Origin of the sequence: Enterococcus montenegrensis, assembly GCF_029983095.1 — a bacterium.
In the GTDB taxonomy this organism is placed as follows: domain Bacteria; phylum Bacillota; class Bacilli; order Lactobacillales; family Enterococcaceae; genus Enterococcus_C; species Enterococcus_C montenegrensis.
On sequence record NZ_CP120467.1, the window covers coordinates 274,373 to 294,657 of the forward strand.

20 protein-coding genes are annotated in these 20,285 nt (G+C 39.6%); 15 read left to right on the forward strand and 5 right to left on the reverse strand.

Features of this window, described 5'->3' with window-relative positions:
- The first annotated feature begins 32 nt into the window (after nt 1–32).
- The 5 genes from deoB (at nt 33) to P3T75_RS01270 (ending at nt 4,544) form a co-directional block, all read left to right on the forward strand.
- Nucleotides 33–1,199: a phosphopentomutase gene (deoB, locus tag P3T75_RS01250; protein WP_282462017.1), complete on the forward strand. Its 1,167-nt coding sequence runs from the start codon at nt 33–35 to the stop codon at nt 1,197–1,199.
- 116 nt (nt 1,200–1,315) lie between these two features.
- The gene (locus P3T75_RS01255; protein ID WP_282462018.1) at nt 1,316–2,134 is read left to right on the forward strand and encodes a purine-nucleoside phosphorylase; all 819 of its coding nucleotides are present in this window, start codon (nt 1,316–1,318) and stop codon (nt 2,132–2,134) included.
- 66 nt (nt 2,135–2,200) lie between these two features.
- Nucleotides 2,201–2,908, forward strand: coding sequence for a purine-nucleoside phosphorylase (gene deoD / locus P3T75_RS01260; RefSeq protein WP_282462019.1), 708 nt, complete (start codon nt 2,201–2,203; stop codon nt 2,906–2,908).
- Nucleotides 2,909–3,112: 204 nt separating this feature from the next.
- Nucleotides 3,113–4,297, forward strand: coding sequence for an iron-containing alcohol dehydrogenase (locus tag P3T75_RS01265; protein ID WP_282462020.1), 1,185 nt, complete (start codon nt 3,113–3,115; stop codon nt 4,295–4,297).
- 16 nt (nt 4,298–4,313) lie between these two features.
- Nucleotides 4,314–4,544 carry a hypothetical protein gene (locus tag P3T75_RS01270; protein WP_206903365.1) on the forward strand — a complete coding sequence of 77 codons (231 nt, stop codon included), beginning with the start codon at nt 4,314–4,316 and terminating at the stop codon, nt 4,542–4,544.
- 225 nt (nt 4,545–4,769) lie between these two features.
- Here the strand turns inward: P3T75_RS01270 and P3T75_RS01275 are convergent, their stop codons facing one another.
- From P3T75_RS01275 to rpiA, 3 genes are all read right to left on the reverse strand, one after another.
- The gene (locus tag P3T75_RS01275) at nt 4,770–5,456 is read right to left on the reverse strand and encodes a 2,3-diphosphoglycerate-dependent phosphoglycerate mutase (protein ID WP_173103883.1); all 687 of its coding nucleotides are present in this window, start codon (nt 5,454–5,456) and stop codon (nt 4,770–4,772) included.
- A gap of 136 nt (nt 5,457–5,592) precedes the next feature.
- On the reverse strand, nt 5,593–6,177 hold the full coding sequence (locus P3T75_RS01280; RefSeq protein WP_206903366.1) for a recombinase family protein: 585 nt from the start codon (nt 6,175–6,177) through the stop codon (nt 5,593–5,595).
- A gap of 230 nt (nt 6,178–6,407) precedes the next feature.
- Nucleotides 6,408–7,091: a ribose-5-phosphate isomerase RpiA gene (gene rpiA, locus P3T75_RS01285; protein ID WP_230711072.1), complete on the reverse strand. Its 684-nt coding sequence runs from the start codon at nt 7,089–7,091 to the stop codon at nt 6,408–6,410.
- A gap of 431 nt (nt 7,092–7,522) precedes the next feature.
- Here rpiA and rpsL point away from each other — a divergent pair, with 431 nt between their 5' ends.
- The 4 genes from rpsL (at nt 7,523) to tuf (ending at nt 11,998) form a co-directional block, all read left to right on the forward strand.
- Nucleotides 7,523–7,936, forward strand: a complete 414-nt coding sequence (gene rpsL, locus P3T75_RS01290) for a 30S ribosomal protein S12 (protein WP_003127956.1) — start codon at nt 7,523–7,525, stop codon at nt 7,934–7,936.
- Nucleotides 7,937–7,999: 63 nt separating this feature from the next.
- Entirely contained in the window at nt 8,000–8,470 is a 471-nt protein-coding gene (gene rpsG, locus P3T75_RS01295; RefSeq protein ID WP_071864205.1) for a 30S ribosomal protein S7, read from the forward strand.
- 103 nt (nt 8,471–8,573) lie between these two features.
- On the forward strand, nt 8,574–10,658 hold the full coding sequence (gene fusA / locus P3T75_RS01300; protein WP_206903368.1) for an elongation factor G: 2,085 nt from the start codon (nt 8,574–8,576) through the stop codon (nt 10,656–10,658).
- 152 nt (nt 10,659–10,810) lie between these two features.
- Nucleotides 10,811–11,998, forward strand: a complete 1,188-nt coding sequence (gene tuf, locus P3T75_RS01305) for an elongation factor Tu (RefSeq protein WP_206903369.1) — start codon at nt 10,811–10,813, stop codon at nt 11,996–11,998.
- A 382-nt stretch (nt 11,999–12,380) separates the two neighbouring features.
- On the opposite strand, the gene P3T75_RS01310 is transcribed toward tuf, so the two are convergent.
- Together P3T75_RS01310 and P3T75_RS01315 are read right to left on the reverse strand one after the other, a co-directional pair.
- Nucleotides 12,381–13,103 carry an NADPH-dependent oxidoreductase gene (locus tag P3T75_RS01310; protein WP_282462021.1) on the reverse strand — a complete coding sequence of 241 codons (723 nt, stop codon included), beginning with the start codon at nt 13,101–13,103 and terminating at the stop codon, nt 12,381–12,383.
- Nucleotides 13,104–13,135: 32 nt separating this feature from the next.
- Nucleotides 13,136–14,569, reverse strand: coding sequence for an aminotransferase-like domain-containing protein (locus P3T75_RS01315; protein WP_282462022.1), 1,434 nt, complete (start codon nt 14,567–14,569; stop codon nt 13,136–13,138).
- A 190-nt stretch (nt 14,570–14,759) separates the two neighbouring features.
- Here P3T75_RS01315 and thiD point away from each other — a divergent pair, with 190 nt between their 5' ends.
- The 6 genes from thiD (at nt 14,760) to phnE (P3T75_RS01345) (ending at nt 20,188) form a co-directional block, all read left to right on the forward strand.
- Nucleotides 14,760–15,584, forward strand: coding sequence for a bifunctional hydroxymethylpyrimidine kinase/phosphomethylpyrimidine kinase (thiD, locus tag P3T75_RS01320; RefSeq protein WP_282462023.1), 825 nt, complete (start codon nt 14,760–14,762; stop codon nt 15,582–15,584).
- Entirely contained in the window at nt 15,581–16,129 is a 549-nt protein-coding gene (locus tag P3T75_RS01325; RefSeq protein ID WP_206903373.1) for an ECF transporter S component, read from the forward strand. Before thiD ends, P3T75_RS01325 begins: the two co-directional genes overlap by 4 nt.
- A gap of 370 nt (nt 16,130–16,499) precedes the next feature.
- Nucleotides 16,500–17,558 carry a phosphate/phosphite/phosphonate ABC transporter substrate-binding protein gene (locus tag P3T75_RS01330; RefSeq protein ID WP_206903374.1) on the forward strand — a complete coding sequence of 353 codons (1,059 nt, stop codon included), beginning with the start codon at nt 16,500–16,502 and terminating at the stop codon, nt 17,556–17,558.
- 248 nt (nt 17,559–17,806) lie between these two features.
- Entirely contained in the window at nt 17,807–18,559 is a 753-nt protein-coding gene (gene phnC, locus P3T75_RS01335) for a phosphonate ABC transporter ATP-binding protein (protein ID WP_206903375.1), read from the forward strand.
- Between the two features lie 9 nt (nt 18,560–18,568).
- Entirely contained in the window at nt 18,569–19,369 is an 801-nt protein-coding gene (gene phnE, locus P3T75_RS01340) for a phosphonate ABC transporter, permease protein PhnE (RefSeq protein ID WP_282462024.1), read from the forward strand.
- 9 nt (nt 19,370–19,378) lie between these two features.
- Complete coding sequence (gene phnE / locus P3T75_RS01345) at nt 19,379–20,188, forward strand: phosphonate ABC transporter, permease protein PhnE (RefSeq protein WP_206903377.1); 810 nt, start codon at nt 19,379–19,381, stop codon at nt 20,186–20,188.
- The last annotated feature ends 97 nt before the right edge of the window (nt 20,189–20,285 follow it).

Here is a 20,285-nt window from a genome sequence, read left to right on the forward strand (position 1 = left end):
GTAGCTTAAAATTATAGAAAGTAGGGAATAAAATGTTTAAACGTGTACATTTAATCGTCATGGATTCAGTGGGTATCGGTCAAGCGCCGGATGCCGAAAAATTTGGTGATGTTGGAGCAGATACACTAGGCCACATTGCAAAAGAAGCTGGGTTAACTATCCCGCACTTGGAACAATTAGGTTTAGGGAGCATTCGCCCTCTAACAGGTGTTAAAGATAAAAAAGATCATCAAGGTTATGCCACTAAATTAGAAGAAATCTCTGTGGGCAAAGACACAATGACTGGTCACTGGGAAATTATGGGATTAAATATTAAAAAACCATTCCGCGTTTTCCCAAATGGTTTTCCCGATGAATTATTAAAACAAATTGAAGATTTTTCTGGGCGTAAAGTCGTCTGCAACAAACCTTATTCCGGCACAGAAGTAATTAACGACTATGGTGAACACCAAATGAAAACTGGGGATTTAATCGTGTATACTTCTGCAGATCCAGTTTTACAAATTGCAGCCCACGAGGAAATTATTCCTTTAGAAGAGTTGTATCGTATTTGCCAATTTACTCGCGATATTACAAAAGATGAACCTTATATGATCGGCCGCATTATTGCACGTCCTTATGTAGGTGAACCTGGTAATTTTACCCGCACAAGTAATCGTCACGACTACGCCTTAGATCCGTTTGGTAAAACGGTCTTAGATTCATTAAAAGATAACGGCAAAGATGTCATTGCTGTGGGTAAAATCAACGATATCTTTAACGGCCAAGGTGTTACAGAAGCAATTCGCACAAAGAGTAATATGGACGGTGTGGATAAATTATTAGAAGTAATGAAAAAAGACTTTACCGGTTTAAGTTTTACAAACTTGGTAGACTTTGATGCGTTGTATGGTCACCGCCGCGATGTCGTGGGGTATGCACATGCCATTGAAGATTTTGATTTGCGGATTCCAGAATTATTGGACAATATGGCCGATGATGATTTGTTGTTAATTACTGCCGATCATGGTAACGATCCAACTTTCCCTGGTACAGATCATACCCGTGAATATGTGCCATTACTTGCTTATAGCAAAAAAATGACCGGAAAAGGCGCATTGCCACAAGGTTTTTATGCTGATATTTCGGCAACTATTGCAGAAAACTTTGCTGTACCGGCAACAGAAAACGGCCAAAGCTTCTTAGCTGCTTTAAAATAAAATTTTTAAGACAAACTGACAGTGGGAAATAGTATTATTTTTTGCTGCTGTCAGTATTGCTTTTGTTAAGTTTTAAAACATTACACAACAGGTTAATGCAATCATGGGAGGTCTTTATGACAGAGATTTTAGCACAATTACAAGAAACGACAGATTTTATCAAAGAACAAGGTGTAAAAGCAGTTGAATTTGGCTTGATTTTAGGTTCTGGCTTAGGAGAATTAGCTGAAGAAATTCAAAATCCAGTGGTGATTTCCTATAATGAAATTCCTCATTTTCCAATTTCAACAGTCGTGGGACATGCTGGTCAGTTGGTTTATGGCGATTTGGCAGGAAAAAAAGTTTTAGCGATGCAAGGACGTTTTCATTATTATGAAGGCAACTCGATGCAAACAGTCACTTATCCAGTCCGCGTGATGAAAGCACTTGGCGCACATTCTGTGGTTGTGACCAATGCGTGTGGTGGTGTGAACGAAACATTTGCACCCGGTGATTTGATGTTAATTACAGATCATATCAATTTCATGGGGGCAAATCCTTTAGTTGGTCCTAATGAAGAAAGTATGGGACCGCGATTCCCAGATATGAGCCAAGCCTATAGCATAGAATATATGACAGTGGCAAAAGAAGTCGCAAAAGCGGCGGGCTTACATTTAAAAGAGGGTGTTTACATGGGCTTTTCTGGTCCAACTTATGAAACACCAGCTGAAATTCGGTTTGCTCGCACAATTGGCGCAGATGCAGTCGGAATGTCAACCGTGCCAGAAGTTATCGTAGCGGCTCATAGTGGCTTAAAAGTATTAGGTATTTCTTGTATCACTAATTTAGCTGCGGGCATGCAAAAAAATCTAAACCATGCAGAAGTGGTGGAAACAACAGAGCGTGTGAAGGCAGAATTTAAAGCGTTAGTGAAAGAAACACTAGCAAAATTATAAAAAAACTGTCAGAATAATTTTAGCAATAAATAATTATCACCAACGAAAAAGGAAAGGAAGTTATTCATGAGCGTTCATATTGAAGCACAGACCGGTGAAATCGCCGATAAAATTTTATTACCAGGAGATCCATTACGGGCAAAATATATTGCCGAAACTTTTTTAGAAGACCCGATTTGTTACAATAACGTGCGGGGAATGTTAGGTTATACCGGTATTTATAAAGGTGAGCGGGTATCCGTGCAAGGAACTGGCATGGGGATGCCTTCTGCTAGTATTTATGCCCATGAGTTGATTAACTCCTATGGTGTCAAAAAATTAATTCGCGTTGGGACTTGTGGTGCGCTATCAGAAGATGTGCATGTGCGGGATTTGATTATTGCCCAAGCGGCTACGACTAGCTCCTCAATTGTGCAAAAGAATTTTCAATCTTTCCATTATGCACCAATCGCTGATTTTGAATTATTGAAAAATTCTTATGATATTGCAAAAGCAAAAGGTTTTACCACCCATGTTGGGAATATTTTATCAGAAGATACATTTTATAAAGATGATTTGGCTGAAACTTTTGCTTTAGCTGATGTAGGGATTTTAGGCGTGGAAATGGAAGCAGCTGCTCTTTATTATCTAGCAGCGAAATTTCACGTGCAAGCACTTGCTATTTGTACAGTTAGTGATCATATGATTACCGGTGAAGAAACCACCGCAGAAGAACGTCAAATCACATTTAACGATATGATTGAAGTTGGTTTGGAAACGGCAATTAAAGAATAAGTCAAAAGAGGCTAGTTTGAAAAAGATGAATTGTAACGACCTTAAAAAGTTAGAGGAAAAAATCTAATCTTCTAAGGTTGTCAAAAAATTGTCTTTCAAGCAGCCTCTTTTTCTTGTGTAATGCAAGATTTAAGATACCGCTTTCTTTTATAGTAGCTTAGGGGTAAAGTAAGAATGTAGATTAATTTCAAAGGAGTGACAAGTATGAATAATTTTACTTTTAATGTTGCAACAGATATCCGCTTTGGTAAAGATCGGTTGCATGAATTGACCGCAGTGATAGAAAATTTTGGCCAAAGGGTATTACTTGTATATGGTGGTGGCAGTATTAAGAAAAACGGTTTGTATGACCGTGTCTTAAAGGAACTGGCGGACTTTAAAATTGTTGAACTGGCAGGAGTAGAACCAAATCCGCGCATTGAAACTGTGGCAAGAGGCGCAAAATTATGTGCTGAAAATGAAATTGACGTGATTTTAGCAGTAGGTGGCGGGTCGACAATTGATTGTGCCAAAGCCGTCGCAGCTGTCCATGGTAGTCCTGATGAAGAGCCATGGGCGGTAATTGAAAAAAGAAATTACGCTGGAGCTGCATTACCAATCGTCACGATTTTGACGTTGGCCGCAACTGGTAGCGAGATGAACCGCGGTGCTGTGATTACCAATTGGCAGACCAACCAAAAATTAGGGATGGGAGGAGAAAATTTATTACCTAAAGTCTCCTTTTTAGATCCGCAAAATACGTTTAGTGTAGGGAAATACCAAACCGCAGCCGGTTCAGCAGATATTATGAGCCACTTATTTGAAAACTACTTTAATACAACGCCTGCAACAGACGTGCAAGACGGTATCAGTGAAGGTTTGATGCGGACAGTAACGAAAAATTGCCCAATTGCTTTAGCTACTCCAACAGACTATGATGCACGGGCAAATCTGATGTGGGCCAGCACCTTGGCATTAAACGGCTTAACTGGTAGTGGGAAAGGCGGTAGTTGGTCCTGTCATGCAATGGAACATGAATTGAGTGCCTTTTATGACATTACCCATGGAATTGGGCTAGCCATTTTAACTCCCCGTTGGATGCATCATGTGTTAAATGAAGAGACTGCAGTGAAGTTTGCCCAATATGGCCGCAATGTTTGGCAAATTAATGAAACGGTACCGATGATGGCAGCCCGCATGGCGATTCAAAAAACATATGATTATTTCAAAGCCTGTGGCATTCCGATGACATTGCCAGAAGTTGGTATTGAAGATGATCGCAAATTTGAAGTGATGGCCAAGCAAGCAGTGGCTTATAGCAAAATTGCAACCGATGCTTTTGTACCCTTACAAGTGGAAGATGTTGTGAAAATTTACCAAGACAGTTTGGTTGAACAAAACTATTTATAAAAGGAGCTGTTGTGAAATGTTAAAAGAGCAAGAGCTGTTTTTACAGTTCATTAAAGAGCGGGTAGTTGCAGGTCAAGAAGAACCAGCAACAGAAATTTTAGTAGCGGCTTTTGCCAAATTAGCAACCGATGAGTTTACGGTAAAAGAGTTTGCTGCTGTCAGTGAAAAATTAGTTCCGCTGATTGCACCGCAGTACCAACCAGAAGTACAAGCAGCAATGGCCCGTTTTGCTAAAATGCTAAAGTGATTTTGAAAAGTAGAATAGACAGCTGGCATTACTGCGCATTTTGTCCTAACAAGTAAGTGAAAAAAGCGATGTCAGCAGTATTTATTTTAAGAAATAAGCTAAAAATAAAAATTGCAGGTTGGGTACCTGTCTGATTGGTATTTAAAAATACCAGTTATCTGCAAAAAAAGAGGCTGCAACAAAAGTACCGATGCACTTTTGTTGCAGCCTCTTTATATAAATGGCTTATAAGTAGTATTTTTTAGCTACTGATAAATCGTCGTTTAATTCATAAACTAAAGGTTGGCCAGTTGGAATTTCAAGATCCATGATATCATCATCAGAGATGCCTTCAATGTGTTTAGCCAAAGCGCGTAATGAGTTGCCGTGTGCAGCTACTAAGACAGTTTTGTCGTCTTTTAATGCTGGCGCGATTTCATCTTGCCAGAATGGTAAAGCACGTTCTAAAGTAACTTTTAAGTTTTCTCCACCAGGAACGTCCCGTGGATCTAACATAGCGTAACGACGGTCATTTGCTGCAGAACCAGGATCTGTTGCATCCAATAATGGAGGTAATGTGTCGTATGAACGACGCCAGATGTGAACTTGTTCGTCACCGTATTTTTCAGCGGTTTCTTTTTTGTTCAAACCTTGTAATGCACCGTAATGACGTTCGTTTAAGCGCCATGATTTAACTTGTGGCACCCATAATTGGTCAGATTCTTCTAAGATATAGTTACAAGTTTTGATAGCGCGTTTTAATACAGAAGTATAAGCGATATCGAATTCGATGCCGGCTTCTTTAATTTTGCGGCCGCCTTCTTTTGCTTCTTCAACACCTTCTGGAGCTAGGTCTACGTCAACCCAACCAGTAAATTGGTTCAATGCATTCCATTCGCTCAAACCGTGACGAGAAAATACTAATTTTGGCATGAATAACTCTCCTTTGTCATTTGGTTTCTGAAATTTTCAATTCCTTCCACATTGTACACTGTTTTAGTGCATTTTGCCACTAAAAAAAGGCACAGCACCTTGCTCTTTTGAAAAAGACAAGTCGCTGTGCAGCAATTTAATTCGTAATTTTTTCCAATTCTTCAGGGGCTAAATTAATGTATTTATAGCAGGTTCCCACTGATACACCACACTTAGAAGAAATGAATTGAATTGTTTCTTTTTTATCGTAATAAAGCTGGCGAATTTTTTTCACCGTTTTCCCATCGATTTTGGGACGACCGCCAATTTTACCTTTTTGGCGGGCTTTGTTTAGACCGACAAGGGTACGCTCTTTAATCAGCGCACATTCCATTTGTGCTAAGCCTTCCATTAAATTGAAGTAGATGTCACCCATCTGGCTTCTGGTATCAATGCTTTCAGTCAAACTGACTAAATGCAAGTTGCGATTTTTAAATAAGCTGGTTAATTCGGTCAGTTGACGCGTAGAACGGCCCAAACGGTGCAAGTCGCTTACGACTAAGGCGTCACCTGGTTGCATTTGTGCAATCACAGTATCTAAATCGGCGTGATTTTCCTCGTGGTATTTTTGTTCAAAAGTATCTAAAAATACTGGGCCACAGCCATATTCCGTCAAAGACTTCACTTGGGAATCTAAATCATTGTCGTTGATTGTGGTGCGGGCATAGCCAAAAATTGTCATGATAAATCCTCACAGTCTTCATTTTCATTAAGAAAAATGTAGCATAAACTCCGTCAAAATGGTACCGTTTCTTGCAAAAAAACGCAAAAAAGCTTCTGAGAAGAGGAAAGTTCAAAAGTAGATCTTTATAAGGTAAAAGCTTTTTTTAATAGTTACATGTTTTTTTGTTTGGTCAAAAAAAGGTTGGGATAAACATTACCTGTCGTTTATCCCAACCTTGAAATGTTTAATTAAGAAAAAGCGGGGTTGTGTAACGTTTTAGGGCCGTCTTTTTCACCGACAATTACCAACTGCGTCATATCTAAAAACAAGCCATGTTCCACTACACCAGTCATGTGGATTAATTCTTCAGCCAGTGCGTGAGGATCGGCGATTGTCTCTAAATGCAAATCAATAATATAATTGCCGCTATCCGTGTGCAAAAACTCGCCATCGCTCGTTTTACGGAAAGTGGGGTTGTAGCCTTGTTTGGCTAAAATGTTGAAAATTTGTTGGCTGCCAAAAGGAATCACTTCAACTGGTAGGGGAAACTTACCCAATTTTTCGACCATTTTAGAGCTGTCAACAATCCAAATCACTTTATCAGAATACGTGGCAACGATTTTTTCATATAAGAGAGCGGCACCGCCACCTTTAATTCCTAAAAAATTAGGATCAACTTCATCGGCACCGTCAATGGTAATATCAATGTGATCGACTTCATCAATTGAGGCCAATGGAATCCCTAGTTCTCTGGCTTGAATTAAAGTTTGGGTAGAAGTGGTCACACCGGTAATTTGTAAATTCTCTTCTTTAATCATCCGACCCACTTCTGCCACCATGTGATAAGCAGTTGAACCCGTTCCAAGTCCGACTGTCATACCGCTTTTAATATGCTTGCAGGCTTCTTTGCCAACCATTTCTTTTAAGTCCATCGTAATTTTTACCCCTTTACAAACTAATTTGACTTCATTTTAAAGCTTTTTTACGGGAAATGATAGCTTTCTGGCGTTTCTTTTACGGTTAAAAAAACTATAAAGCAACTTTATTCAAAATGGGCTTCATAAAAAATTTTACTTCTATAAGATAAATACAAAGAAGGCGTCATGGGAATGAGAAAAATCGGCTGCTTAAAAATTTTTCAAGAAGTTTGCAAAAGCTTTGCGTTTTTTATTGACACCTATTTTCAATCATGCTATTCTAACAAAGGTGCTTTGTCTACAGGTCTCTTAAAACAGACGTGCTGACTGTAAGAAAAGTACAACTGACGATTATGCACAAGGCTGCATTATTTTTTATCGCTGAAAAAGAACCACCTGGATGTGTGGAGCTAGAAAGGCGAATCAAGGAAGGAGGAAAACAAGGGATGCCTACAATTAACCAATTAGTACGTAAACCTCGTAAATCCAAGGTTGAAAAATCAAATTCACCAGCATTGAACAAAGGATATAACAGTTTCAAAAAAGCTCAAACGAATGTGAACTCTCCGCAAAAACGTGGGGTTGCCACTCGTGTGGGTACAATGACACCGAAAAAACCGAACTCAGCTTTGCGTAAATATGCCCGTGTTCGTTTGTCTAACTTGATCGAAGTAACAGCTTATATCCCAGGTATCGGCCATAACTTACAAGAACACAGCGTTGTTTTATTACGTGGTGGACGTGTAAAAGACTTACCAGGGGTACGTTACCATATCGTTCGTGGTGCATTAGATACAGCTGGCGTTAACGACCGTAAACAATCTCGTTCTAAATACGGTACAAAACGTCCTAAAGCTTAATCTAGTTTACAGACTATTATATAGAACACAATACAAAATGACTACGTAAAGGAGGAGTTACGGATGCCTCGTAAAGGTCCAGTTGCAAAACGCGATGTTTTACCAGATCCTATGTATAACTCAAAATTAGTAACCCGTTTGATTAACCGTGTTATGGTTGATGGCAAACGCGGGATTGCTGCAAATATTATCTATAATGCTTTTGACATTATTAAAGAATCTACTGGTAACGATCCATTAGAAGTCTTTGAACAAGCAATGAAAAATATCATGCCTGTCTTAGAAGTTAAAGCTCGCCGTGTCGGTGGTTCTAACTACCAAGTCCCAGTTGAAGTTCGTCCTGAACGTCGTACAACTTTAGGCTTACGTTGGGTTGTTAACTACGCACGTTTGCGTGGAGAACACACAATGGAAGAACGTCTTGCAAAAGAAATCATGGATGCAGCAAACAACACTGGTGCTTCTGTGAAAAAACGCGAAGACACACACAAAATGGCCGAAGCCAACCGTGCTTTTGCCCACTATCGTTGGTAAGATCTTTTTTGCTCTTGCAAAAAAGACAATTCGATTGTTACACCAAGTAAGCGGGCAAAAGATTTCTTTTGCCGCTTTTTAAAGAGAGGAGCACAAGCAAGAAATGGCTAGAGAATTTTCGTTAGAAAAAACTCGTAATATTGGTATCATGGCTCACGTCGATGCAGGTAAAACTACTACGACTGAACGTATCCTTTATTATACAGGTAAAATCCATAAAATTGGTGAAACCCACGAAGGCGCTTCACAAATGGACTGGATGGAACAAGAACAAGAACGTGGTATCACTATCACTTCTGCTGCGACAACTGCTCAGTGGAAAGGTTACCGTGTCAACATCATCGACACACCAGGACACGTGGACTTCACAATTGAAGTACAACGTTCATTGCGTGTATTAGATGGTGCGGTTACTGTCCTTGACTCTCAATCAGGGGTTGAACCACAAACTGAAACTGTTTGGCGCCAAGCAACAGAATACCGCGTACCTCGTGTTGTATTCTGTAACAAAATGGACAAAATCGGTGCAGACTTCTTGTACTCAGTTTCTACATTACACGATCGTTTGGGTGCTAACGCTCATCCAATCCAATTACCAATTGGTGCAGAAGAAGATTTCACCGGTATCATTGACCTTGTGACAATGAAAGCTGAAATCTACACAAACGACTTAGGTACTGAAATTCAAGAAACTGAAATTCCTGAAGAATACCTAGAACAAGCGCAAGAATGGCGCGAAAAATTAGTGGAAGCAGTAGCTGAAACTGATGAAGATTTAATGATGAAATATTTAGACGGCGAAGAAATTACTGAAGCTGAATTAAAAGCTGGTATCCGTCAAGCAACAATCAACGTTGACTTCTTCCCTGTAATGGCTGGTTCAGCCTTCAAAAACAAAGGGGTTCAATTAATGTTGGATGCTGTTCTTGACTACTTGCCTTCACCATTAGATGTTGAAGCAATTAAAGGGATCGATCCGAAGACTGACGAAGAAACAACTCGTCCAGCTGACGACGAAGCTCCATTTGCCTCATTAGCATTTAAAGTTATGACTGACCCATTCGTAGGTCGCCTAACTTTCTTCCGTGTTTATTCTGGTGTCTTAGAAAGTGGTTCATACGTATTGAACGCTTCAAAAGACAAAAAAGAACGTATCGGACGTATCTTGCAAATGCACGCCAACACGCGTAACGAAATCGACCGCGTTTATTCCGGTGATATCGCTGCTGCCGTTGGTTTGAAAGATACAACAACAGGGGACACTCTTTGTGCCTTAGATTCTCCAGTAATCTTAGAATCAATCGAATTCCCTGACCCAGTTATCCAAGTTGCTGTTGAACCTAAATCAAAAGCTGACCAAGATAAAATGGGTATTGCATTACAAAAACTTGCAGAAGAAGATCCATCATTCCGTGTTGAAACAAACGTTGAAACTGGTGAAACTGTTATCTCAGGGATGGGTGAATTGCACTTAGACGTCTTAGTTGACCGTATGCGTCGTGAATTTAAAGTCGAAGCAAACGTTGGTGCTCCTCAAGTTTCTTATCGTGAAACTTTCCGTGCTGCTACTGAAGCAGAAGGTAAGTTTGTACGTCAGTCTGGTGGTAAAGGTCAATACGGTCACGTATGGATTGAATTTACGCCAAACGAAGAAGGTGCCGGTTTCGAATTCGAAAACGCCATCGTTGGTGGTGTGGTTCCACGTGAATACATTCCAGCTGTTGAAAAAGGTTTAGTAGATGCAATGGACAACGGTGTCTTAGCTGGCTATCCATTAGTTGATATTAAAGCAAAACTTTACGACGGTTCTTACCATGATGTCGATTCAAGTGAAACTGCCTTCCGTGTTGCTGCTTCAATGGCATTGCGGGCTGCTGCTAAAAAAGCAAAACCTGCAATCTTAGAACCAATGATGAAAGTTACAATTACTGTTCCAGAAGATTACTTAGGTGATATTATGGGTCACGTAACTGCTCGTCGTGGTCGCGTTGAAGGTATGGAAGCACACGGTAACTCCCAAATCGTTAATGCTATCGTTCCGTTAGCAGAAATGTTTGGTTACGCAACTACATTGCGTTCATCTACACAAGGTCGCGGTACTTTCATGATGGTATTTGACCACTATGAAGATGTACCAAAATCTATTCAAGAAGAAATCATTAAGAAAAACGGCGGCAAAGCTGAATAATTTTTGATGATTAGGATTTTTTTAAAAGAGCTATATTTTTTAAAAAAATTCGTGTACAATAATTAACGATGATAAGGGCAAACTGTCGCTTGCGGCAGTTTACCTATCAAAAAATAAAAACTATTACGTATTTTTAGGAGGAACATTTTAAAATGGCAAAAGAAAAATTTGACCGTTCTAAACCCCATGTAAACATCGGTACTATCGGACACGTTGACCATGGTAAAACTACTCTTACAGCTGCAATTACAACTGTATTATCTAAAAAAGGTCTAGCACAAGCTTCTGCTTACGATCAAATTGATGGTGCACCTGAAGAACGCGAACGCGGTATCACAATTTCAACTGCTCACGTTGAGTATGAAACTGAAAACCGTCACTACGCTCACGTTGACTGCCCAGGACACGCGGACTACGTTAAAAACATGATCACTGGTGCTGCTCAAATGGACGGCGCGATCTTAGTAGTATCTGCTGCTGATGGTCCTATGCCTCAAACTCGTGAACACATCCTATTGTCACGTAACGTTGGTGTTCCTTACATCGTCGTATTCTTGAACAAAATGGACATGGTTGACGACGAAGAATTATTAGAATTAGTTGAAATGGAAGTTCGTGACTTATTGTCAGAATACGACTTCCCAGGCGACGACACTCCAGTTATCGCAGGTTCAGCTTTGAAAGCCTTAGAAGGCGACGCTTCATACGAAGAAAAAATCTTAGAATTAATGGCTGCAGTTGATGAATATATCCCAACTCCAGTTCGTGATACTGACAAACCATTCATGATGCCAGTCGAAGACGTATTCTCAATCACTGGTCGTGGTACTGTTGCAACTGGTCGTGTTGAACGTGGACAAGTTCGCGTTGGTGACGAAGTTGAAATCGTAGGTATCGCTGAAGAAACTGCTAAAACTACTGTAACAGGTGTTGAAATGTTCCGTAAATTGTTGGATTACGCTGAAGCTGGCGACAACATTGGTGCATTATTACGTGGTGTGGCTCGTGAAGACATCCAACGTGGTCAAGTATTGGCTAAACCAGGTTCAATCACTCCACATACAAAATTTGCGGCAGAAGTTTACGTTTTAACTAAAGAAGAAGGCGGACGTCACACTCCATTCTTCACAAACTACCGCCCACAATTTTACTTCCGTACAACTGACGTAACAGGCGTTGTTGAATTACCAGAAGGTACTGAAATGGTTATGCCTGGCGATAACGTTACTATGGACGTTGAATTAATCCACCCAATCGCGATCGAAGACGGTACTCGTTTCTCAATCCGTGAAGGCGGACGTACTGTTGGTTCAGGCGTTGTTACAACAATCGAAAAATAATTCTTGAACTTTAGAAGCAAAATCTTCGGATTTTGCTTCTTTTTTTGACTATAAGAAAAAATAAAAATTTCCTATAGCGGCTTTTTACTGCTAGATTTAAACCGTGCTTTAAAAAATAGATATCTAAGACCATAAGGTGAGAGCTAGCAGGATTCCTGCCACTTTTTTTATTATTTACATAGGAGTATCCAGCAATTCACAGCAGCCTTTTTAGTAAAGAGTCTGTTTTTTGCTGCAGTTTATTTCGTAAGCTATCCTTAAAACGAGTACAATAGGCGAAATAAAAGTAAAAACCCTACAATTTGAAAACAAGCCCTTTGCGTGGCGTCCTCTTCAAATTGTAGGATTTTTGTGTGAAAGAAATGACGTGTGGTGTTGATTTTTAAAGTAAATGTTGTTTTTTTAAATAGTCGTTTAAATGAACGTTCCGCGGTTCTTTGTAGTAGTCGGCGAATTTTTTAGTCCAAAGTTTTGTTTCACGGGCCTCGCCGAATTTTTTCATCGTCTGGTCGTAATCTTCGATTAATTGATAGTCATATGCTTGATAAGTGTCGTAATGAATGACGGCTTTTTCTGGTAGGCGAGGTTTTACCTGCATTTCAACAGTGGGTTTTCCAATGCTAAGACCAGCGATTGGGTAAACGTAAGGTGGTAGATTGAAAAGTTCACTGACTTGGTCGATTTGATTACGTACACTGCCGACAATCACGCTGCCAAGACCCAATGCTTCTACTGCAGTGACCGCATTTTGCAATGCTAAACTGGCATCTGTCGTTGCAATAATCAAGGGATTCAGACTATCTGTTACGGCATAATCCACGCCTTGTTTTAAAGCAACTAATTGTGTGCGCTGTAAGTCGGCCACAAATAATAAAAAGACAGAGCTGTGGAGCATGTGGGGATTACTAGGATTTAATTCAACTAGTTTTTCCCGCAATTTTTTATTTTTTACCACAATGATCGAGTAGGCTTGGCCATTCATCCAAGACGGTGCTTGGCGACTGGCAGCTAAAATTTCTTGTAGCTGTTCCTCTTTTAGCTCGTAGTTTTCGTCAAAGTTGCGATAGCTACGGTGATTTTTCAATAATGTGATAACGTCCTTCATTTTTTGCCTCCTAAAATTAGAAATTGTTTGTGTTATGCCTTTGTTGAAGGTGTCTTACGTAAAAGCTTGCGAGTAATTCGTTCCATTTTTTCTGCCAGCGTCGTTACCAGCTCCGGCGTTAGCTGGGTATAATTTATTCGCATAGACATTGTATCATTACTAAAGAAAAAAGAAGGGGCGACCAATAAATTTTCCTCGAAAAATAGTTGCCAATCTTTGCGGTTCAAATTTTGGTGTTGCCACGTAAACCAATAATAAAGGCCGCCTTTAATTTTTGTGAATTCCCAATCTGTTTTAAAGGGGGCAAAAGTTTCGCACAATAGCTGGCTGCGTTGTTCAAGTTCTTTGATGAGTTGGGCGTGTTGGGTATCGTATTCAGGACTACTTAAGGCAATGTTGGCCAATATTTGGGTGAATAAGTTGGTTTCGCTATCCAATGACTTTTTCGTATTAGCGAGGGAAGAGATCAAATTTTTAGGAGCCAACAGCCAGCCAATTTTAATACTGGAACCAAAAATTTTTGACAAAGAACCAAGGTAGAGCACTTGTTCGGGCGCAATTTCCTTTAATTTAGGAATTGGGGTCGTGAAATCTAACTCGCCAAAGATGTCGTCTTCAATAATGGGAACGTAATACTTGCGACAGATTTCAATGATTTTTAGCCGACGTTCATAAGAAAGACAGCGGCTAGTTGGATTTTGAAAAGTAGGGTTTAAATAGAGTAGTTTTACTTTTTTTGCTAAAATCTGCTTTTCTAATTCACTGGGCATAATTCCTTCGTGATCGGTGGCAATGCCTTCTAGCCGCAATCCCAGCGACTGAAAAAGAGGTAGTGCAAATAAAAATGACGGATCTTCTGTGGCAATCACATCACCAGGTTGTAAGAGTGTCTGCAAAATTAGTGAAATTCCCTGCGTCGAGCCAGCAGTAATCAATAAGTCCTGATTTTTTAAGGAGAGCTGGAATTTTTGGGCTAATTTTTTTGTAATTGTAGCCTTTAAGGGCAAATAACCAGTATCCCGCAAATTTTTTTCTTCTTTAATAATTTGGTCCCAGGATAAAGCCGGAAATTTAAAAGCCGGAATTAAGTCCTGGGGTAGCTCGCCATTGGCTAAATCGATTGTTTGCAAGTTTTTACGCAATTGGTGTTGTGCTTTACTGTAAGGATCTTGCTGACTGCGACTGGCCAGTAAATGCTGCCATTGAAATTGCGGTGCTTGCCGCGAGCCCCACCGACCCTTGGCGACTTCGGTTCCGCTGCCTTGTTTGCGGACAAGCCAGCCTAAACTGGTTAACTCTTCTAATGCATGGTTGACAGTGGAACGGTTAACGTGATAAAAGTCGGCCATTTTTCGCTCGGGCATGAGGCGATCACCAGGGGCTAATTTTCCAGATTCGATTTCTGCGATGATAACTTCCATTAGTTGTTGGAACAAAGGTGTTTTACTTTTACGGTTTAAAGTCATAAATGCTCCTTTGTAAAATTAAGATTTTGCTTTCTAGAAATTATAGTCCAAAAATTAATTGGTTGGTTTCAAAATAAACCAATTGGTCGTTTCCGTCAAGAAGTACAAGCCCTATACTTAAAATTAGTATCCGCAAAAATGAGTTTAGCAAAAATGGGCTAATAATAGGTATTTAAAAAGGAGTGGTCAAATGAAAAAGGTATTAACAATTGCGGGTTCTGATTCTACCGGTGGTGCCGGATTGGAAGCCGATTTGAAAACCTTCGAAGAATACGGTGTTTTTGGTTTTGCGAGTATTACTTCGATCGTCACAATGGATCCCAAAACAGGTTGGTCCCATGAAGTGACGGAATTACCGGCTGAACTGTTGTTAAAGCAACTTATTTCTGCTTTTGCCGGAGCGGATATGGCAGCTTTGAAAACAGGGATGATGGGAAATGATGCCAATATTTTAGCGGCTGTTGATTTTTTGGACAAGCAGCAGGTGGAAAATATAGTCGTCGATCCAGTTATTGCCTGTAAAGGTACGGCGCAAATTTTGCAACCGGAAGTAGTTACGGCAATCAAAAAATATTTATTACCGCTGGCGACGATTACCACCCCTAATTTAGTAGAGGCCGGAATTTTAGCGGAGCTAGGTGATTTGAGCAATCTTACGGATATGAAAAAAGCGGCCCGGGCCATTTGGCAACAAGGGGCAAAAAACGTTGTCATAAAAGGCGGTCATCGCTTAGGAAGTGATAAAGCTATTGATCTATTTTACGACGGGGCTGAATTTGTCACCTTTGAAAATGAATTGTACCAAACCGATTTCAATCATGGTGCGGGCTGTACTTTTGCTGCGGCAGTGACAGCCGGTCTGGCTAAAGGGGCTCCGATGAAACGAGCTGTGGCGATGGCCAAACAATTTGTCGCCGCTGCTATTAAAGAAGGCGTGCAGATTAATCCTTATGTCGGACACGTCTGGCATGGTGCTTACAACAAGGCGCAAAAAAGAATGGAGGCCATCCAATGAAAAAAGATTTTTCCGTCCAAGCAATTGTCTTAGTAGCGTTGTTTACTGCTTTGACTGTAATCGGAACCACGATTAAAATTCCACTACCCACCGGAGCTTTTGTCCATTTAGGCAATGCGGTATTATTATTGGCAGTTTTATTATTAGGCTACTTTAAAGGTTCATTAGCAGGTGGGTTGGGATTTTTCATCTTTGATATGTTAAACGGCTACGCCACAGAAGCACCGTATTTTATTTTGGAGAGCTTTATTGTTGGTGCAGCAGCCTATGGGGCATTACTTCTTTTTAAGAAAAAACCAACAGCGCTTTGGCAAGTTGTTGTCATTGGTTGTGTGACAGGGATTGCAAAAGTGGCAATGACCCAAATCAAAAATACAGTGATGTTAGTCATCGCCGGAGCGGACGTACAGGCAGCTTTTGTAGGCGCAGCGGCGAAATTACCAGCAACGTTAATCAATGTTAGCATGACTGTTTTGATTGTAGCCTTTTTGTACTTTCCGCTAAGAAAAGCTTTGACTGCTACGATGAAACGTTCTTTTGTTTAATTTAAAAGCTACTGTTTGTAAAAATAGTTTTGGCGAAGTGTTAAGGCGCTAAAACCATAGAATACAGACAGTAGTTTTTTTCACTTGGTGGGGAATGTTCGTGTTTTATCCGGTTTTCAGCGTAGTAAAAAGCGATTATCTCTTAGAAAAAATATTAACAAGCTTGTTTTGGCTATGGTTAGCAATTAAGAAATTTCTTTTCATTATTGAATAATAAAAGTGAAGGGGATCTTTCAAGTATTATTTACCTAAAAACTAGATAAATTCCCTGCCTTTTTTAAAAATATTCGTCTTTTCAAGCAGTTTAAATTATGTTATTATTTGTTCGCAGTGAAATCTGTGCTGTAGTTATTCATTATGGGAGGATATTATGTTTAAAAAAGTTTTGAAAGTGGGTTTGGCAAGTGCGGCAGCGATGCTTTTACTAGCTGGCTGTGGTAATTCTTCATCAAATGATAGCAAAGGTGAAAAAGATGCCGATGGTAACATCAAGTTGGAAAAGCTGACAATTGGTTTTGTACCGTCTCGTGACGCAGATGAAATCGTAACAGCTACTGAACCTTTGAAAAATCTTTTGAAAGACCAAATGAAAAAAGAAGGCTATAACATCGAAAACGTGGATATCTCTGTTGGTACGAGTTATGAAGCGGTTGGTGAATCATTGTCTTCTGGTACGCTTGATGTTGGTTTCATTCCAGGTGGGACGTATGTCTTATACGAAGATGGAACAGACGTATTATTAACTGCAACACGGAAAGGTTTATCCATTGATTCAGACGATGCGAAAGTTTGGAACGATGAAAAACCAACAAAAAACACAGACGAACAAGTTGCTTACTACCGCGCATTGATTATTGCAGGTCCTTCAGCAAAAGGCCAAGCTTTAGCTAAAAAAGTTAACGCTGGTGAAAAATTGACTTGGAATGATTTAAACAGTGCTTCTTGGGCAATGGCAAACTCTTCATCTTCAGCAGGTTACATCTACCCAACCTTATGGATGAACAAAAACTACGATAAAACATTATTAGATTTAAAAGATGCGGTTCAATCTGACTCTTATGCAAGTTCATTTGCCCGTTTAGCGGCTGGTCAAATCGACGTTGTGATGGCCTATGCCGATGCACGTTTAGACTATGTTGACACTTGGACAAAAGAATTTGGTCGTAAAAATGATATTTGGTCTGAAACAAACGTTATCGGTGTAACAGACCCAATCTATAACGACACAATCAGCGTCAGCAAAAATGCACCAAACATGGACGCAAAATTGAAAAAAGCACTAAGCAAAGCCTTTATTGAAATTGGTAAAACAGATGAAGGTAAAAAAGTAATCAGCATTTACAACCACGAAGGTTATAAAGAAGCAAAAGCTTCTGATTACGACGATGAGAAAAAAGCACAAGAATTAATCAAAAAAATTAGCGAATAATCGCGCAACTAGCACGAAAAATAGTAAAGCAGGGGTTGTGTTCATTAACACAATCCCTTCCTTTCTGTTTGCAATGCTGGAAATTTTTACGGGATAAGCCGAAATTTTAATGGTTCTTGCCAAGTAAAAGCTTTTACCTGAGGTAGGATGGCTTTGCAGTGAAATTAAAATTTCGTCTTATTGTGGGAAAAAGTGTTTTTCGACAGTAATTAGTAATTATTAAAACTTCAGTGTGAAAGGATACAGCAATGATTAAATTTGAAGATGTGCAAAAAGTTTATCCTAACGGTACCGTTGCACTAAAAGACATTAATTTAGAAATCCAACAAGGTGAATTCGTGGCAATTATCGGCCTTTCCGGCGCAGGGAAGTCTACTTTAATTCGTTGTATTAACCGCATGCACGACATTAATTCTGGCACGTTACTTGTTAATGATGTCAATGTTAGTCAATTAAAAGGAAAAGAAATTCGTGAATTCCGCAAAAATATTGGGATGATTTTCCAATCTTTTAACTTAGTAACACGTTCTACGGTTTTAAAAAATGTTTTGGTTTCTTCAGTGCCAGACATGCCTTTGTGGCGTCGGACCTTAGGGATTTTCCCCAAAGAAGATAAAATCCGTGCGCTAGAAGCATTAGATAATGTTGGAATCTTAGACAAAGCCTATACTCGAGTAGACCAACTTTCCGGTGGGCAACAACAACGGGTCGCTTTAGCCCGCACGCTAGCCCGCAAGCCAGGCATTATTTTAGCTGACGAACCGGTAGCTTCTCTTGATCCTGTTACAGCAAAATCAGTTATGGAAGATTTACGTCGTATCAATCGAGAAATGAATGTTTCTATTTTGTTGAATATTCACCATGTGGAATTAGCGTTAGAATATTGTGATCGTGTTATTGGGATTCGTCAAGGTGAAATCGTTTATGACGGACCAACCGATGTAGTGAATCAAAGCATCTTGGATGAAATTTACGGCAAAAATCAACCTGTGGAAGCGTAGGTGGTCAGCTTGTTTAAAAAGACATTAACTTTAAGTAATGGCAAACAAGTGACGAGCAAACGGTCATTTTTGCCAATTTATATTTTAATTACAGTAATCTTCATGTTTGTAGCAGCAGACGTAACGAATTTTTCATTTAGCACTTTAATTTTAAGAAGTAAACAGTTCTTTGTTATTATCGGCGACATGATTCCGCCAAATTGGAAATACATGAATCGGGTCTGGGGACCATTATTAGAAACAATTAAAATGTCATTGCTCGGGTCGATTATCGGTTCGCTATTGGCGATTCCTTTTGCGGTATTATCTTCTATTAATATTGTTAAAAATCGGTTCGTTGCCGGTGTTTTCAAATTTATTTTGAGCGTATTGCGGACATTGCCAACTTTAGTCGTTGCTTTGATTGCTACTTTCATTTTAGGTTTAGGGGCATTTGCCGGTACGATCGCTATCTTTATGTTTACCATTTCCTATGTTGGTAAAATTATGTACGAACAAATTGAAACAATTGATATGCGAACTTTTGAAGCGATGGAATCTTTTGGTTTAACTAAGATTCAAGCTTTCCGATATAGCATTTTACCAGAAATTTTACCTAATTATTTATCGACTTCAATCTTCTGTTTTGAAGGAAATGTCCGGTATGCGTCTATTTTAGGCTATGTTGGTGCCGGTGGTTTAGGTTTATTGTTAAATGAACGTTTAGGCTGGCGCGATTATGCCAGTGTTGGTTCCATTTTATTGATGTTAATTGTCACTGTTGCGCTAATCGAGATGTTAAGTGAATACTTGCGTCAGAAATTAAAATAGGGGGACGCCATGAATACATTAGTAGAAAAACAATTGGCAAAAGAGCCCAATAAAAAAGTACAATACGCTACGATTGCTTTAATCGTTGTCGGAATGTTTATCTGGTCGTTGACGGCCATTAAAATTAATAAAACCAGTACGGATGGCTCCCAAGTTGCCTTGAATATTTTAAAAGGGATTGTGACACCGGATCTGAATTTTCTTTTTGATTTCTCTAGTACTGGGGTTGCCTATTTATTATTTGAAACCATTTGTATCGGTTTTTTAGGAACTATTTTAGGTTCGATCTTTTCAATTCCGATTGCCTTTTTGATGTCACCTAGTATTATGCCTAAACCAGTTTACATTTTGACGCGCTTTTTGGTGGTCATTATCCGAACTGTGCCGGCTTTGGTTTATGGGTTGATGTTCGTACGGGTAACAGGGACGGGTCCTTTTGCTGGGGTAATGACGATGTCAGTCACTTCGATTGGGATGGTTTCTCGGCTTTATGTTGATGCAATTGAAACAATTGATACTGGCGTTTTGGAATCAATGACCTCAATTGGGGCTACGACCTTCGACAAAATCCGTTTTGGAATTTTACCGCAATTGCTAAGTAACTTTGTTTCGATTACGATTTATCGTTTTGATATGAATTTACGAGATGCGACGATTTTAGGTTTAGTTGGTGCCGGTGGTATTGGTTCGCCGTTGATGTTTGCTATTAACGGTTACAAGTGGAATCAAGTTGGCTCAATTTTAATCGGCTTAATCGTTTTAATCTTAATCGTTGAAGTCGTTTCAAATAAAATTCGTGCAAAATTAATTAATGGCTAAAAGTAAGGGCGATGACATTTTTTATGTCATCGCCTTTTTTGTGAAATTACCCATAACGAGTTTCTTCCTATATATAAATTGACTAAGCTTCAAAGGA